The sequence below is a fragment of the Chryseobacterium sp. II3a genome, assembly GCF_057815135.1.
In genome coordinates, this window is record NZ_JBYPZJ010000001.1 from 832,559 (window position 1) to 849,055 (window position 16,497).

At 33.2% G+C, this 16,497-nt stretch carries 19 protein-coding genes; 10 read left to right on the forward strand and 9 right to left on the reverse strand.

The window, feature by feature from the left end; genetic code table 11:
- Window positions 1-217 precede the first annotated feature (217 nt).
- Window positions 218-1,165 (reverse strand): beta-1,6-N-acetylglucosaminyltransferase, encoded by a 948-nt coding sequence (locus AC3HD6_RS03705; protein WP_488895127.1) that lies wholly within the window; start codon window positions 1,163-1,165, stop codon window positions 218-220.
- 433 nt (window positions 1,166-1,598) lie between these two features.
- Between AC3HD6_RS03705 and AC3HD6_RS03710 the strand changes: the two genes are divergently transcribed.
- From AC3HD6_RS03710 to AC3HD6_RS03720, 3 genes are all read left to right on the forward strand, one after another.
- A complete protein-coding gene (locus AC3HD6_RS03710) occupies window positions 1,599-2,717 on the forward strand; it encodes a DEAD/DEAH box helicase (RefSeq protein WP_488895343.1) in 1,119 nt (372 codons plus the stop codon).
- Window positions 2,718-2,766: 49 nt separating this feature from the next.
- Window positions 2,767-2,961, forward strand: coding sequence for a cold-shock protein (locus AC3HD6_RS03715; protein WP_488895128.1), 195 nt, complete (start codon window positions 2,767-2,769; stop codon window positions 2,959-2,961).
- A 240-nt stretch (window positions 2,962-3,201) separates the two neighbouring features.
- Complete coding sequence (locus tag AC3HD6_RS03720) at window positions 3,202-3,660, forward strand: MaoC family dehydratase (protein WP_488895129.1); 459 nt, start codon at window positions 3,202-3,204, stop codon at window positions 3,658-3,660.
- Between the two features lie 242 nt (window positions 3,661-3,902).
- Here the strand turns inward: AC3HD6_RS03720 and AC3HD6_RS03725 are convergent, their stop codons facing one another.
- Window positions 3,903-4,109 carry a hypothetical protein gene (locus tag AC3HD6_RS03725; protein WP_488895130.1) on the reverse strand — a complete coding sequence of 69 codons (207 nt, stop codon included), beginning with the start codon at window positions 4,107-4,109 and terminating at the stop codon, window positions 3,903-3,905.
- Between the two features lie 143 nt (window positions 4,110-4,252).
- A complete protein-coding gene (locus AC3HD6_RS03730) occupies window positions 4,253-4,399 on the reverse strand; it encodes a hypothetical protein (RefSeq protein WP_172279071.1) in 147 nt (48 codons plus the stop codon).
- Window positions 4,400-4,590: 191 nt separating this feature from the next.
- Between AC3HD6_RS03730 and AC3HD6_RS03735 the strand changes: the two genes are divergently transcribed.
- Window positions 4,591-4,929, forward strand: coding sequence for a transposase (locus AC3HD6_RS03735; RefSeq protein WP_488895131.1), 339 nt, complete (start codon window positions 4,591-4,593; stop codon window positions 4,927-4,929).
- Window positions 4,930-4,938: 9 nt separating this feature from the next.
- Here AC3HD6_RS03735 and AC3HD6_RS03740 read toward each other — a convergent pair whose 3' ends face one another.
- The 4 genes from AC3HD6_RS03740 to AC3HD6_RS03755 form a co-directional block, all read right to left on the reverse strand.
- Window positions 4,939-5,286, reverse strand: a complete 348-nt coding sequence (locus AC3HD6_RS03740; protein ID WP_488895132.1) for a hypothetical protein — start codon at window positions 5,284-5,286, stop codon at window positions 4,939-4,941.
- A gap of 127 nt (window positions 5,287-5,413) precedes the next feature.
- Window positions 5,414-7,042: a GIY-YIG nuclease family protein gene (locus tag AC3HD6_RS03745; protein ID WP_488895133.1), complete on the reverse strand. Its 1,629-nt coding sequence runs from the start codon at window positions 7,040-7,042 to the stop codon at window positions 5,414-5,416.
- Between the two features lie 138 nt (window positions 7,043-7,180).
- Entirely contained in the window at window positions 7,181-7,357 is a 177-nt protein-coding gene (locus AC3HD6_RS03750; RefSeq protein WP_488895134.1) for a DUF3606 domain-containing protein, read from the reverse strand.
- 93 nt (window positions 7,358-7,450) lie between these two features.
- Window positions 7,451-7,759, reverse strand: coding sequence for a helix-turn-helix domain-containing protein (locus AC3HD6_RS03755; RefSeq protein WP_488895135.1), 309 nt, complete (start codon window positions 7,757-7,759; stop codon window positions 7,451-7,453).
- A gap of 159 nt (window positions 7,760-7,918) precedes the next feature.
- Between AC3HD6_RS03755 and AC3HD6_RS03760 the strand changes: the two genes are divergently transcribed.
- Window positions 7,919-8,395, forward strand: coding sequence for a hypothetical protein (locus AC3HD6_RS03760; RefSeq protein ID WP_488895136.1), 477 nt, complete (start codon window positions 7,919-7,921; stop codon window positions 8,393-8,395).
- Window positions 8,396-8,712: 317 nt separating this feature from the next.
- Here the strand turns inward: AC3HD6_RS03760 and AC3HD6_RS03765 are convergent, their stop codons facing one another.
- A complete protein-coding gene (locus tag AC3HD6_RS03765; RefSeq protein WP_488895137.1) occupies window positions 8,713-9,930 on the reverse strand; it encodes a hypothetical protein in 1,218 nt (405 codons plus the stop codon).
- Window positions 9,931-10,592: 662 nt separating this feature from the next.
- On the opposite strand from AC3HD6_RS03765, the gene AC3HD6_RS03770 reads away from it, so the two are divergent.
- From AC3HD6_RS03770 to AC3HD6_RS03780, 3 genes are all read left to right on the forward strand, one after another.
- Entirely contained in the window at window positions 10,593-11,675 is a 1,083-nt protein-coding gene (locus AC3HD6_RS03770) for a hypothetical protein (RefSeq protein ID WP_488895138.1), read from the forward strand.
- 236 nt (window positions 11,676-11,911) lie between these two features.
- Window positions 11,912-12,379 (forward strand): GNAT family N-acetyltransferase, encoded by a 468-nt coding sequence (locus AC3HD6_RS03775; RefSeq protein WP_488895139.1) that lies wholly within the window; start codon window positions 11,912-11,914, stop codon window positions 12,377-12,379.
- Between the two features lie 3 nt (window positions 12,380-12,382).
- A complete protein-coding gene (locus AC3HD6_RS03780) occupies window positions 12,383-13,354 on the forward strand; it encodes a GNAT family N-acetyltransferase (RefSeq protein ID WP_488895140.1) in 972 nt (323 codons plus the stop codon).
- Here AC3HD6_RS03780 and AC3HD6_RS03785 read toward each other — a convergent pair.
- Window positions 13,346-14,203, reverse strand: a complete 858-nt coding sequence (locus AC3HD6_RS03785) for a LysR family transcriptional regulator (protein ID WP_488895141.1) — start codon at window positions 14,201-14,203, stop codon at window positions 13,346-13,348. The two genes, AC3HD6_RS03780 and AC3HD6_RS03785, sit on opposite strands and share 9 nt — an antisense overlap.
- Before the next feature lie 278 nt (window positions 14,204-14,481).
- Here AC3HD6_RS03785 and AC3HD6_RS03790 point away from each other — a divergent pair, with 278 nt between their 5' ends.
- Both AC3HD6_RS03790 and AC3HD6_RS03795 read left to right on the forward strand, forming a co-directional pair.
- Window positions 14,482-15,282 (forward strand): DUF5694 domain-containing protein, encoded by an 801-nt coding sequence (locus AC3HD6_RS03790; protein WP_488895142.1) that lies wholly within the window; start codon window positions 14,482-14,484, stop codon window positions 15,280-15,282.
- A gap of 320 nt (window positions 15,283-15,602) precedes the next feature.
- Window positions 15,603-16,274 carry a hypothetical protein gene (locus tag AC3HD6_RS03795; RefSeq protein WP_488895143.1) on the forward strand — a complete coding sequence of 224 codons (672 nt, stop codon included), beginning with the start codon at window positions 15,603-15,605 and terminating at the stop codon, window positions 16,272-16,274.
- Window positions 16,275-16,497 lie beyond the last annotated feature (223 nt).

Sequence of the window (16,497 nt, forward strand, 5' to 3'; positions counted from 1 at the left end):
CAAAACCGTAGAGTAGAGCTGGTGAAAAAATAATATAAAATTATAAGAATATTAGATTAAATATTCTTTACTTACAAATCCCAACTAAAGCTGGGATTTTTTGTTTTGAATGCTTGTGTGTGATGTCATAAAACTTTGATCTTAAGATGATTTTCTTTAAAATTGTTCCGGAGTAAGGGAACTTTGGAAGTAGGGAAGCCTCGTAAAAGATGAATTATCAATTATTTTGTGTATTATCCCTGCGCAGCTCTCTTTCAATTTCATCAATTTCAGCTAAAGGGATAAGATAAGTATCACTTATGTATTGTAGAATATCTTTACTTGTCTTATGATTTACTTTTCTAATAAAAAGATGATTGCTGGATTTTAGGGTTTCAATGAAGTTATCAGCATACAGTTCTTTATTAAAAATTGTTTTTTCGATAATTGCTCTTTTATCATCATTTACAATAATATCATTAAATGCTGTATTGAGAAGAACCGTCTGGAAAAATGACTCAGCTGGTAAAAGGGTATGTAGGTAATAGTCTTCAAAGTCCATTACTCTTTTATTATTGGTCAAAAAGAAACAGGTATCTCTTGTAAGAATAAGCCATTTCCCGCCAATATAAGGGATGACTCCTTTCATAAATTCTCTTTTATAAATGAGTGATGAGATTTTATGGGTAAGCTCTGTAAAATGATTTTGTATTCGTTGAAGAGTGTCTGGCCTGTAAAATTTCTGGTCATAATAGAAAAGATAATTTTTGCCATTATTAACTGTCAGAAAATCACGAATAATATTTTGTGATTTCAGAGGATAATCTTCACCGCTTAAATTGATGAAATAATCCCATTCACGGCTTGCATTCAACAGGTATTCCATTGCATTAAGCTCTGCTTGGATCATACTAAAGCCTCCGGCTACAATATTCATACTTTCCAAAATATAGACATTCGGAAAATGTACCAGGTATAGTTGTATTTCTTCGGTGAGTTCTGCCGTAGCTTTTCTGTCAATATGGATAAGGTAGAATTGATCCCTTGTGTAAATCTTCTGGAACATTGCTTTAAACACATCAGATCTATGATGTATCATAATAAAATAGGCAATTCTAACCTGTGGAGTCGCAGATTGTTCTGAAGCCTGTAGATGGGGATGAGTGGAGGGAAATGACGTTTGCATAGGATTCAATTTTAAAAATCATCCGCGTTGGCAAACAATTCAGTTGTGGGCGTAAGCTACGAATATATTTTTGATAATCAATTAATTAAATTAATTATTGCTCAGTTATTTTGTTGTACATTTGCAGAACATTTATAAAACAGGTTTCTGCCTTTGCCATTCTGTAATAGTTTAAAATCACAATTTTTTCTTTCAGTCTTTGCTTTTTCAGCTACCCAATTATCAATCGGGGTTCAAATGTGAAAATGATATGTAGGTCTTTTCATCCTAGAATGGTACGTTATTGCAACTCATGAATATTATATAATAATGTATCAGAAGGTAAGCAAGTAAAATGATGAATAGAAAAAAGTTCTTTGTTCATCCTAATCATACACCAATTCAAATTCCAGGAAGTGAGTTTGCTTACAAAATATCGGAACCGAAAATTATGATGAGTTTCAAAAATTTAAATTTAATCAATCCAATTATCCGTGCTGTTACAGAAGCAGGGTATTCCAAACCTACTGAAATACAGTATAATGCAATACCCCATATTCTTACCGGAAAAGATATCATTGGATGTGCCCAGACAGGTACGGGAAAAACGGCAGCATTTGCGATGCCTATCCTGCAGCTTCTAAAAAAATATACTCCTGAACATAAAGAGATAAGAACATTAATACTTACCCCAACCCGCGAATTGGCGATACAGATAGAAGAAAATTTTGCTGTTTACAGCAAATATTTGCCTTTATCACAGCTCTCTGTTTTTGGAGGGGTTCCGGTAGGTAATCAGCTTGCTGCTCTTAGAAAAAGGGTAGATATTCTGGTGGCTACACCGGGCAGATTGTTGGATCTGGTCAATCAGAGACATATTGATCTTTCTAAAATAGAAATATTTGTTTTGGATGAAGCAGACAGAATGCTCGATCTGGGGTTTATCAATGATGTAAAAAAGGTTTTGAAACTCATTCCTCAGAAAAAGCAGACATTGTTTTTTTCAGCCACGATGCCCGCATCGATAAGGAAATTTGCAGAAACGATTCTGAATAAACCTGTAGAGGTTACTGTATCTCCGGTTTCTTCTACTGCACAAACGGTGAAGCAATCTGTTTATTTTGTGGAAAAAAGAGATAAAACAGGTTTACTGATTGATTTGTTGCAAAACGAAAATATGAGACGTTCATTAGTTTTTACCCGTACTAAACATGTAGCGAATAAGCTGGTTCAGCAATTGGAAGGTGTAGGGATTTTTGCGGCAGCGATTCATGGGAATAAATCTCAGACAGCAAGACAGAATGCTCTTGATGATTTTAAGAGCAGCAAGATTAAAGTATTGGTCGCTACAGATATTGCAGCCAGGGGAATCGATATTGATGACCTTCCGCATGTGGTCAACTATGAGCTTCCCAATATTCCGGAAACTTATGTTCACCGGATCGGCAGAACCGGAAGGGCAGGAACGGAAGGTACCGCCATTTCATTTTGCGATGCCGATGAGCGTTTAGACCTTAAGAATATTCAAAAACTGATAGGATTCACAATGCCGGTCAGATCATTTTACAAATAAAATCTGTAGAGTTTACAGAAGATAATATATAATTTTAATACTCATTACAATGCAACAAGGCACCGTAAAATTTTTCAATGAAGCAAAAGGCTTCGGATTTATTTCTCCTTCAGACGGGAGTAAGGACATATTTGTACATTCATCAGGATTGTCCACAAGAGAAATCCGTGAAAATGATAAAGTCGTTTTCGAGGTACAAAAAAGTGATAAGGGTTTAAATGCTGTTAATGTAAAACTGGCATAAGTTACCCTTTAATATCATCTGTTTGAAATAATATTATTTTCAATTTCAGTATCATATTTTTATATTTTTATCAATGCAAAGTCCAGGAATCTTTGGTTTCCGGACCTATTGTTTGAAAGAACATGGATGCAAATTAGATTACTTTTTATTTTCATTATGTTCATTGGCCTCTCACACGTTATGTGAGAGGTTTTTTAGGAAAAGAATATGAGCCGGCTTATTATAAAACAAAGGAATAGAATGATTATCATCAACAATTTTATTGAATATAAAGCTTTGGAAGGCCAACTGGTTGGGTTTTCTGACTGGCACACCATAGATCAAAAGCAAATCAACAAATTTGCTGAAGCTACTTTAGATGATCAGTGGATTCATATTGATAAGGAAAGGGCTGAAAAAGAAGGTCCCTTTCAATCTACCATTGCCCATGGCTATTTACTGTTATCACTGATTCCTTATCTCTGGAAACAAATTGCCGATGTAAGAAACGTAAAAATGGAAATCAATTATGGGATTGAGAATCTCAAATTTGGTCAGGCTGTAACGGTAGACAGCGATGTAAAGCTCCAGGCAACCGTAAAATCGGTTACCGATCTCAGAGGAACCGTAAAAGTAGTGGTTGAAGCAAAGCTTCTGATAAAAGATCAGGGTAAACCTGCTTATACAGGAGATGTCATCTTTCTATATCATTTTTTGTAAGCAAAAAAACAATGGTTTTTGATAACGAGTTTGATGTTTTGTTTAAATAAAAAAACATTAGATGTATTCGGCAGCAAAAATCCTATTGCAGATAATAGTTCTGAACAAGCGAAGGCGCAAAACCGTAGAGCAGAGCTGGTGAAAAAATAAGGTAAATTCTGTAATAATATAGCATTAGATGCTCTTTACTTAAAAATCCCAAAGAAAGTTGGGATTTTTTTGATTTATTTCTGAAGAGCAGATTATTCTCTTTTGTTGATTTTTTTTCTAAACCAATTCTTTATATTTTTAAAAAACTCTAGATGAATGTTTTCTAATCTATATTTATGTTCATCTAATTCCTTTAATAGTTCAAATAATTTTTCAATATACTCATTTTTACTAATGATCTTTTCCTTATAAAGTTTTTGATTTTCTAGTTTAGCTTTTTCAATTTCTTTAAGTGTCATGAATTTATAGGTTGACTTTTTATTACTTGATTTCAATATTTCTCTTATAACTCTATCGTAAATTATTACTAAACTTATTGTTCTCGGTAATTAAAAAATCCCAGCAGCGCTGAGACTTTAAGAGACATTTGTAATAATTAAGATTATTTTGAATCTCCAGGTTTGTGCTTGTGAGGTTTTAATTCTGGGTGTTTTGGTCTTACTTCTGGTGTAACTCTTCGTCTTCTATCTGGAGTTCCATCAGGTTTGCTAGGCTTTGGGCCAGGCTTAATTGCTTTAATTGTTTCCATAATGAATTTATTTAACATACTAAATTTAGAGTAATTTAAAACCTATACATTACGGAAAACCGTATTGTTTGAAACGCAATTAAATATTAAGTAAGATCAAATATTTTCCCTCGCTACCGCACGATTGCATCGTGTGGTTTTTATTTCAATCATTTTCTCATAAAGTTTTTATCTTTATAAAAACATTCTTGATGAGTCGTAATTATAAATTCCATAATCCTGAAGGATTATATTTCATAAGTTTCGCTGTCGTAGGTTGGCTGGATGTCTTCATTAGAAATGAATACAAAGAAATTCTTTCAGAAAGTTTAAGATTTTGCAAAAAGAATAGAGGAATGAAATACATGCATGTCAAGCCATGTACATTTAGTTTTCAGAAGCATAAATGGACAAAGATTAATTATGTACATCAAAATCCTGTAGAAGCAGGTTTAGTTTTCAATGCGGAAGATTATATATACAGTAGTGCAATAGATTATTCTGATGAAAAAGGGCTTTTGGATAATATTGTTGTTTTTAGAATGTTTTGATTTGTAAGTTTAAAAACCACACGAAAGGATTCGTGCGGTAGCGGAGGGAATTTCTAAAAAATCTCCGTCAAAATTTGAAAATCCATTACTATATAAATAATCTATTAGTTTCCCTTGCATAAACTCATGGTATGCTATGATTGATAATTCCTCATATTCAGGATATTCATTATAAATCCAATTTGAGTTTATTATAAAATCAGAATTATTTTCATAAAAAAATAATTGGTATTTATTCTTTAGTTCATTCAAATAATCAATTTCATCAGCATCAGGATAGGTATCACCCCAGTTTTTAAAATCAATATTATAATTTTTTTCAAATTCTTTGAAAGAATAGTAAAATGTTATTTCCATATCCTGAACATTTGTAATTGGCTATTATCAAAAATTTATAAATTTAGAATGGCTCAATAAATTATTTAGATTAGAAGGGTGTTTTTACTGTACAAAGTCTCTTTAATTTGAGATAGTTTAAAGGAATTTATATTTCATTTATCTCTTTGACAGTTTTTGTAATTATATCAATTGCTTTATTATAACTTACATCAAAAAATTCTCTTCTAGGGTCTATTCTATAATCTTGTAAAGTTTTATGTATTCTTTTTTCTGCCAATATACAATCTTTTACTAACCATTCTTGGGCTTTATAAAATTTATCTGGAATACTAGTTTTTGATAACTGCTCGACTCTATAATTTACTTCATTCCTAGTAAGTCCAATTTTAAAAATATTTTTTCCCATAACAGGATTACGTAAAATATAGATATATCCAGTATTTGGCCCTTCTAAAATAGTTTGTTCTTCTTCTATTATTAAATCGTTTTCGGATGCTTCAAACCAAGAAGAACTTTGGCTTACCCACGTTCTGCCATGAATTGTTTTACCTTTTTTATCTAATCCAATCTCTTCTGGCAATAAGGTTTTCCAATATCCAGATTTCTGTACTTTAAAAAGATCATCTCTAAGTATTATTTTGCTAGGAGATAAAATATCTTTCTTATCCAAGTAAAATATATTTTTAATTGGAGTTTTGTATCCAAGAGTATTTTTAAACTTTCTTTTTTTAAGAGGGTTTTTAATTAATTTTTTATATTCTGTATCAATATCTTCATCTTTAATATAATTTTCATTTATATTAAAATAATGAGGTAGATATATCAAATAATTTATTAAATCATATATGGCATCATATTTAAAAATTTCTTCAATATTATTTTTAAATAACTCTTCATGTTCCTTACTAAGAAAATTGCCATTATTATCAATAAAAATGGTTAAATCATCAGTTGTGATATTAAACATCATATTTGTCTCTTCTCCAACATATCTTGAGTCGATGGTTAGTGTTTCAAGATCTAATCTAATTGCAATTATTGTTTTAATATAGCATTTATCTTTATCTAAATACTCAAATTCTAATTCATTATTTTTAAAATCATTTCTAATTTTTTCAACAATCTTAACTTTTTCAGGATTTGCTGGTCTGAAATCTTTGTAAATATTTTTATCTATAAAGTCTGTTTCTGTTTTCCTTTTTCCAGTAATTAATGATAAGGTAATTTCACTTTCTCTTCGAATCATTGAAACTCCTTTAATTATAAAAATCTGATCGTTAGAATTTTTAAATGTTATTTTTTCGAAATCCTTATTAAACTCAAAATTGTAGATTATATTTTCACTAATAGTATTTTCTAGAATAATTTTATCCAATACAAATTTATCCGATGTAACAAATTCTAGAAAATCAAACAATGCAACATAATAGTTTTCTTCTTCGATTAGTTCAAAATAAATTTCTGGTTTTTTATAATTAAAAAAACTTTCCATTATATTAAACATAGTAGGCATAGACCATAAGCCAGTATGCCATGCTCTTGAATTAAATTCTAGTAAAAAATGGCGTAAATTTTTTTCTGTAGTAAGGTTACAACTCGATGAGTACTGTGCTTGTAATGATAAATTTGCTTTTTCCCAATTTTTCTTTGCAAATTCAGTATGTTGTGATGTGCTGTTTTTTTCTAGATGCTTAATTACTGTATTATAATTTTCTGTTTCCTTTTTAGGGAGAATTCCAATAGCAATTTCTTTCTTTCTTTCAATATGAGTCATGGTGTTTTGTTTGAAAAATATTATGTAAGTTAATATAAAAACTCTTAATTATCAATTATACAATGATTGTAAAAAGCAAATCCTAACTCTCGTCAGGATTTATTACTAAAATAAAATTTTCCTATTGAAAAACTTCCATTACTTTCCAAGATAATTTTGAACGGCAGCGGCAGAAACTCCAACAGCTTTAACTGCATCTTTTAATTGTTCTTTGGTAACACCAAACTTTTTTGACCAATATTCTAGCTCCCAACTTTCGTTTACATTCACTTTGGTTGCATCTTGTGGCCTTTTTTTGCTTAAGTCATCGCTCATAATAAATAATTTTTAGGGTTAATAAGAGCAAAGGTAAATGAGCTTAAAATCATATCCTTACGGTTTTCCGTAAAGTAAAAGTCCCAACTTTCGTCAGGATTTTCTCTTATTTTGATTTTTAAATTCTTTTTGCAGTTGATTGATTTCACTTTCAATCTTCTTTAATTCCTTTTCATTAAGCTTTGTAAATAAATGTAATAGATCAATTTCTAGAAAATTACAGAATGTAATAAGACTTTCAATAGTTGGATTAGTTTCAGCCCTTTCAATTCTACCAACATGGTTACTTGAGATATTGAGCTCATTTCCAAGTTGTAATTGTGAAAGTTCTCTTTTGAGCCTATGTAACTGAATAAGCTTTCCAATTTGAAATTTTAATTCTTCTATTTCCCATTTATACATTTAGTAAAGGTTGAGCTTTCTAAAATTTTTCATCAACACATATATGTGTTTTATTTGTTTTTTTCTTACATTTATAAAAAAATACAACCAATGAAAAAGATAAAAACACATTTCGATACCCGCTTTCGGGCAGACAGCAAGCACTCCGGGCTACAGCTGATGGAAACTTTCTTCCACTTCAATGAGCTGGATGATTCCAAAGAAATGCTCAGCAACTTAGTGAACTATGCGGTAAAGAGAAATAGCTGGGTCCATGAAGATCCGGCGCTGATCTTCCAGTTTCATCAGTCGATGAGGTCGTTGATCCGGGCAGGGTATCTCATGATGCTGAAGGAAAGAAAATGGACGGTAGATACCCAGCCGGAAAAGATTTCCCCGTGGGTTCTTGGCTTGCTTTCGGAGAAGGAATACCGGAATCCGCTGCTGGTTTTCAAAAAAGCATTCGGAGCATACACCCTCAAAGAATTTGATTATTTTATGTCCGGAATCGTCTATTTCTCCATGGGTGTCTATGAAAATCTACCGGAAAGAAATATCGTGATGCCTTACATCCATACCGTTAAAATGCTGGATGCTGCATACCTTATTGTTCAAAGAAAGAGAGAAAAGAAGATGGCTGATACTCATCCAGGATAGGAGGGTTGTGTATAAACTATTGATTCAGATGATTAACGTATTGATGATGTGTTTTTTTTAAACGCAAAGTTCTAGCTTCGTTATGTGTATTTTTAGGGAGCAAAGGATAGAATCAACTTTGTTGATTCGTCGAAGCGTGTGAATAACCATAAAGCTTCATCAGCGACAACGTCGCATTACTTTGCCTCCTTACAATAAAGCAGAATTACTTATATACTTTGCGTTTACCAAATAATTTAAAATATGATTCTACATCCGTACATTTACAATAAATACCGTAGATCAATAAAAAATGCCCCTTTTTCAGGGGCATTCTATTATGGTGCTTTTACTTGCTCTATCTTGATGTATACTTTAGAAAGGTTAGGTTGGGCGCTGCCTGAAGTAGGCGCTCCTACCATAATGGTTGCAGTGTAAGCCGTTTTTGAAGAAGCATTACTGTCTATCCAGGTATATCTTCTATGCTCAGGTCCGCCTCCTGCTCCATCTATAATCCCTATATTTCCCCAGTATGCAGATCCTACTGCTCCTATACCTTGAGGAAACCAGCTAGTTGATGAATCATTCATACCGCCCCATACTCCTGAAGTAATACCGGTAGTTGTTACAGCTGAACCAATATATCCGCCATATTCGGTGTTATAATTCCAATATAGATTAACGGTAGAACCTGTATTATTAAACAATTGTACATTCGGAACAGCAGTGGTGGTACCACTTGTGGTATCGAATATTACCCTGATTGAATACTTACCGTCTGGAGTAGCAAGAGGTAAAGTATAGGCCTGTTTCCCATTAGGATCGGTTGTGAGGGTAGGATATCCCATCACGGCGAGATCAGAAATATCTGCACGGCTGGTATTTCCTACTGTCGCAGTACAGTTTTGGGCTGCCGTTAAGAAAGGAATTGCTGTGCTGTTCAAAGGAAGAGTCATATTATTACCCGTGGTAGGAGTTCCTGTCACTGAGAATACCAATTCACCATCCCCAAACTCTAATGTTCCGGGTCTTAGCTGGAAGGTTAATCCATTCACTGTAAAAGGAGCACCTGAATTATACGCGCCACCGTTTCCCTGATTATAAGTAACTCTCAGGTTTCCGTTGAAAGGAGTGCCGGCAGTATAAGTAGAGGGATTTAAATAGGCTGTAGTACATTGTAATGCTGAAATTGCCGGAGCGATTGTATTGGTTGCCTGGGTAAGCCTTTGCCATACTGCTCCATCAAAATAATAATAACCCATAGCAGTAACATTAATACGTTGTCCTGTAGCATCGCCACCGGTAACATCCGTAATATAAATTAATGCTCCTCTTTGGTCGCTGCCATAGGAAGCCGTGTTGGCGGTAAGTTCAGCTCTTGTAAGCCTTGGAGCCTGTAACCCGAATGTTTGTGTATTATCCGTAATCACTCCGGAACCATCTCTTTTAGCAGAGACATCCATTGTTGTTTTCGGTAAAGTTGTATTGAAGCCTACTTGGGCACATGCGGATCCAGTAATAAGAATAGCACTGAATAGTGTAAATTTTGTTTTCATGTTAAGGTGTTATTTTGGGTAAGTCAAATATACCTTTTTTTTAATAAAAAAATAAAAAAATACATTTATAATTGAATAAAATTAATTAATACTTAATATTATATTGAAGTATAGGAATTATAAGTGGGTTTGTAATGATTTTAATTTCAGTATTTTATGTTAATTGAATCTATTTATATTAAATTCTATTTTTTCCTAAAAAAAGTTGTTTTTTGTTTAACATACATGTGTTTGAGCTTATTGTTGTATTTCAAGCAGTTTTGATAATGTGAAGATGTGACCAATTATAGTACAGCTAAATATAAATAGTTATCATTAAATATGATAAATTGTCCATAGTCTAAATAGACCAGCAGAATTTTCTGGCTAGAATTCTAAATCATAAATACCTTTTGGGGAATTAGAAAACCTGACGAGATCATATTCAAAATTTTTTGGATTGCAGGCTTTATTAAAAATAGTTCAGTGCCCTATCTAATGAGAACCTGTAATTTCCTGTAACTCGCATTTTGAATATGATTATTTTGATTGTAATATATCTGGTAGATTACTTATGTGTTGTAGTTGTTTTTTTATGTTTTCTTAATAAATGCGGAGTTTATTAATTATATATCACTACATAGTGTATTTTTTTAACTTTGTGGTAACCAAAACTAATTATTATGAAAACAATTTCTTTTTTCATTTTATTTGCAACCTCTACGATGGTTTTTGCACAGATAGGTATTAATACTTCAGAGCCTGATCTGAATTCTGATTTAACGCTAGGTTCAGAAAACAAAGGGCTTTTGCTGAATCGGGTAGCGCTTGCCAATACCACGACCGGAGTTTTTAACGCTGGGATGCTTGTATACAATACGATAACATCAGAAGACGTAAGCCCCGGAGCTTACGTGAGTAACGGTACGACATGGACCAAGCTTTTAACTTCTAAAGACGAAATTGGAACTACTAATTCTTCTCCACTTGTTTTGAAAACAAATAATGTGGAAAGGATCAGGATAGATATGAATGGGAATCTTGGAATAGGTACTGCCACTCCGCAGGGAATTCTTGATGTATCATCAGCTAATTCAGGGATTATTATGCCAAGAAATGCCAATCCGGGGGGAAACATCACTACACCTATTGCAGGAATGGTGATTTATGATACTGCAAATAAAACATTGCGTTATTATAACGGAACGCAATGGAGCTCTGTTCTTTCTTCTGCAACACTTACCTCTGCCAATGAAGGTGTGGTAAGAATTAACAGTGGATCAGGAGTAAAGCCTTTCTTTTCATTTAAAACTTCAGGGGGAATTCCTCTTAATGCTTTCCAGAATATTGTTTATCAGACCATCAATCTTTTAACCGATGTAGCGGCAGCACCCACAACCAGTTGGCCGGAAAATATAGCTTCCCCGTCAGCCGCAAATATTTATAACCAGGCGACCGGAAGGTTTCTGGATAATTCGGTGCCTGGCCAGGTGCATACATGGAGAGTTATTGCTAAATTTGATAATAAAAATAACGGATCTGTAGGATTTGTAACAGTTAATATGACGAATGCTACAGGAACACTTTCTATGGATCAAACAGCAATTGCTCCTAATGGTACCACAACAGGAAGTTTAGTGTTTTATTTTGTAGCAGTTGCTGATGCTACATCCATAGGAAGCGGCTATAGTTTTAAGGTAAAATCAGACACTGCTATGGATCTTACTATCGATAATGTTCTCAGGGTTTCACAAGCCAAAGATTAAATGTGATGTTTAATAATAAGAATAATATTTAGCTGGGTTCAGAAATGGTGATCTTAAAATAGACCACAAAAATGAATATTTTCATCATCGACAAAGCTGCATCACTTGCCTACGTAAATAAGGCCGGATTATCAATAAACTTTTCGTTCCTGTTTTAATGCAAAAATCAGATCAAATAATCAAAAAATAGCATTTTTCTGCATTATTCTATGCGCTAATTTTGCTGCAATAAATACATGGATTTGAATACAGATATGAGCATCAGAAAAGCAATAGAATCAGACAGTGAAAAACTTTGGGTTTTGATGGAGAAACTGGCGGTTTTTGAAAAATATATTGACACTTTTGAAATTACCCCTGAAATAGTGAAGGAATCCGGTTTTAGAAAAAGCCCGCCGGACTTTTATTGTTTGATTGCAGAAAATGAAGATCAAATGGCAGGAATGCTGGTCTATTATTTTCTTCCTTACACAGCACAAAACAAACCTGTAATATATATAAAAGAGTTGTATGTAGAAGAAAATTACCGGGGTCAGAAAATTGGAGAACAGCTAATGAACGCTTTGAAAATGGAGGCTGTAAAAAACAATTGTTCCCAAATAAAATGGGCGGTTGCACCCTGGAACAAGTCCGGGCAAAACTTCTATGAACGCCTTGGGGCAAAAGAAAATAAAGATTGGTTGAACTACGAATGGACTGTATAGAACATGGAAATGATCATCACAAAAATTACAGAAAACGATATAGCAGAACTACAGGAGATCAGTAAAAAAACGTTCTCCGAAACATTCTCTAAGGATAATTCGGAAGAAAGCATGGCACAATATCTTGAAACGAGTTTTGCGGCAGAAAAGCTTCGTGCCGAACTCAGCGACAGAAACTCTGAATTCTACTTTGCAAAGCTGGATCATAAAGTCATTGGATATTTAAAACTCAACACGGGTTTATCACAAACTGAAATGAAAGGAGATCATGCGCTTGAAATTGAAAGGATATATGTTTCTAAAGAGTTTCACGGAAAGAAAGTAGGGCAGGCTCTTTATGACAAAGCGATGGCCGTTGCTGCAGAAAAAAATGCAGATTACGTTTGGCTGGGTGTTTGGGAAAACAATTGGCGGGCTATCAGCTTTTACAGGAAAAATGGATTTAAAGAGTTTGATAAACATATGTTCAGACTCGGAAATGAAGAGCAGACGGATATTATGATGAAACTAGATTTGAAAAACAATAAAATGAAAATTGAATTTTTTATAAAATCATTCGAAGAATTATCCACTATCGAACTCTACAACATATTAAAATTAAGAAGTGAAATATTTATTATAGAACAGAATTGTGTGTATCAGGATATTGATGATAAAGATTTAAAATGCCATCATCTGATGTGTTTAGTGGACGGAAAACTGGCAGGGTATACCAGAATTGTTCCGCATGGTTTAACCTACGAAGACGCTTCAATTGGCCGTGTTGTGATCGGGTCAGATTATAGAGGATTGGGACTGGGAAAGCAGCTGATGGAAAATTCAATCAAAGGTTGTCAGGATATTCTCAAGGAATCAAAAATTAGAATCAGTGCACAATTGTACCTGCTGAACTTTTACAATGCGCTGGGCTTTAAAGAAGTAGGAAATCCTTACGATGAAGACGGAATTCCGCACATAGAAATGGTGTTAAACTAATTCCAGAATATTTTTAAGAATTGGGTTAGGATCATCTTTCCGCCATTGGATGTATAAATCGGTAACAAAAGGAAGAGGGATAAAACGGATTCCGGTATTTTGGTGAAGATGATAAGAATGTGGCAGAATCGAAATGCCTAATCCGTTTTTAATTAATGAAATAATGGTAGATCCAAACTCACATCGAATATAAGAATCAAGATTGATCTTGTAAAAACCGAGAACTTCCTGGACCAGCAAATTGTAACTGCTGCCGTCATCTCCTGTAGTTAAAAGAAATTTCTGCGTTTTCAATGTTTCTTCAGAAATATCAGATAAGGTTGTGAAATGGTGATTTTCAGGAACCACCAAAGAAAGATTTTCCTGGCATAATTTCTTTTCATTAATTCCTGAATAGGTATTGATATCGCGGGAAAATGCCAGATCTATCTTGTAATTTTTAAGATATTCCTCCTGAATTTCATTAGTCAGCTGAAACAATTCCAGATGAAGAGTGGGAAAAGCAGCCGAAACCTTTTTCACAAAATCGGGTAAAACTGAAGAAGAAATAGAATCGGGATGCGCAATTCTTATTGTTCCATGTTCGCCTAAATGAATTTGTCTGGCCAACTGATGAAAAGCCTCCATTTGACTAAGCTCGTCACCCCATTTTTCCTGCAAAAATTTTCCTGCTGGGGTAAGTTTTACATTTCGTTTATCACGATAAAACAGCTGAACGCCCAGTTCACTCTCTAAAGACTGAATATTTCGGCTCAAAGCAGATTGAGTAATATTCATTTTCGCGGAGGTATTCCAGAAATGAAGTTCTTTTGCCAATGCCAGAAAATATTTGAGCTGCTGTAGATCCATTGATGCAAATTAATCATTAGTTAAGCAAATTTAATAAGTAAATTGAATTAAATGGACATAAAGAAAAATGTAAATTTTAAAAAATAGGAATCAGGTATCAATACTGAGAAAATACCACTTTTAAAGTCGTGCTTTTTAATTGTTTGTGAACTGTATTTAAAAAATTTGTGGTTCATGGAAAAAACTCGCATCTTTAGCTCATAACGTCTTGCAGTGACAAGACGTTTACGGTTATGATACCACAGAAACTATTTAACAATGAAAACAATATAAAAAACATGAAAGTAATAATGCTATTTCTTGCTTTAGCTTTTGGGATTATCGTATCCGGACAAACTCAGAAAACAAAGATTTTACTTATCGGAACTATTCATTTTGAAACCCCGCATACTGATCAGTTTGAATTAAAAGTAGACGATTTTCTAAGCGCAAAACGACAAAGTGAATTAGAAAACTTAACGAATGCCCTGTCTCAGACAAAAGCTACTAAAGTAATGATTGAAAGGCCGATTCACAAACAACGATCTACCGACAGTTTGTACAGTTTGTATTTAAAAGATCATTATAAAATTACCGTTTCAGAAAGAGAGCAAATAGGCTTTAGATTAGCTAAAAAATTAAAATTAAATCGTGTAAACTGCATAGACAAATTTTATGGAATGACACACGATAGTTTAATGGCCGCGACTGCAAAAGAAAATAATCAACTTTATTTACTGAAGGATTTACAGGTGCATGCAAAAGCAATGATCAGTGATTTTGATAATAAACTGAAAAATGGTACCATAACTGATGTTTTACAATACATCAACAGACCTGAAGAATTAAAAAGAAATTTATCAATTTATCTGAATTATATTGCAAAGGTAGGAGCAGGTAAAAACTTTGCAGGAGCAGAATATGTATCAGACTGGTATTTAAGAAACCTTGCTATTTATTCAAATATTCTCGATCAGGTCGAACCTTCAGACAAATATGTTGTTTTAATTTTTGGGCAGGGACACATTCCTATTTTAAAGCATTTTTTAGAAAACAATGATAACTTTGAAGTTGTGGAGCTTAAAAATGTATTAAAATAAAAGCTAGTAATGGCTATTTTGGACCAGCTGAAATGCAACACATATCATTTGTATTAAGTTTTCGTTAAGCTGAAAGCTGGACATTCATACATTTTCAAGTCTTTCAAGACATTGAAGGATTGGATATCATCTGCTAATAAAAGAAATAGTCGAAGTTGCAGGAATTAATAATTTTATAAAATATAATGAGGCAAATCCAGATATAGGATGCTATAATTTTCTCTATATTTAGACGATGTATATTACTCATATTTAGAAAAATGGCTTGTGTTTGCATTTTGCGTTCAACAGCCTTCCTATGAACCCATATAAAAAGGACAATGCCAATAAATCAATTACCTCTGGATGGAGGTATGTTATATAAAGAAACAGATATGGCTCATTTTTTTCCTGAGCCGTTAAATGCAATAACTGCTGCATTTTTTTTAGCCTTAGCCATTTTTTGGACGCTTAAAATGAAGGGTAGTTTTAAAGAATATCCTTTTTTAACCTACTGCCTGGTTTTATTATATATTGGAGCCTTAGGAGGAACCATTTATCATGCATTCAGACAATGGCCCATATTTATCATGATGGATTGGCTGCCCATTATGATATTGTGCTTTTCTGCAGGATTTTATTTTTTAGCACAAAGCATCAAATGGTACTATGCCGTTGTAATGGTTCTTGTATATCTGGTCCTTACATTGGGTTTGAGAAATTGGATTTTGGCAGATAACACTTCTCTCTTTATCAACATAAATTATGCAATTATGGCTTCATTTGTACTTTTATCGGTATTAAGTTATCTGGTTTATACTAAATGGAAAGCTGGCAAATGGGTAGGTTTTGCTTTATTGTCGTTTATTCTTGCACTTACTTCCCGCATTATTGATCAATGGGAATGGTTGGACTTCGGGACCCACTTTTTATGGCATACCTTTGGGGTGATAGCCACATTTTGCATGTTTAATTATATCTATCTTACACGGGATATAATTAGAAAAAAATAAGGAGCTTTTATTTTCTTTGAAACTCTAATTCATACATAAAGTCTGTTTGAATTTCACCACAAAAGTTTTTATTTTTTAAACACTTTAGTCCACTTATCTGCGCAATGCTTGTTACTTAAATAAACTAAAGTGTCTAAAAACTTTTGTGTCTTTTGTGGTTAACAAAAATTAAACAGCATTTTTATGAAATTCACAGTTTAATTCTTTTACTATTGAAAGAAAG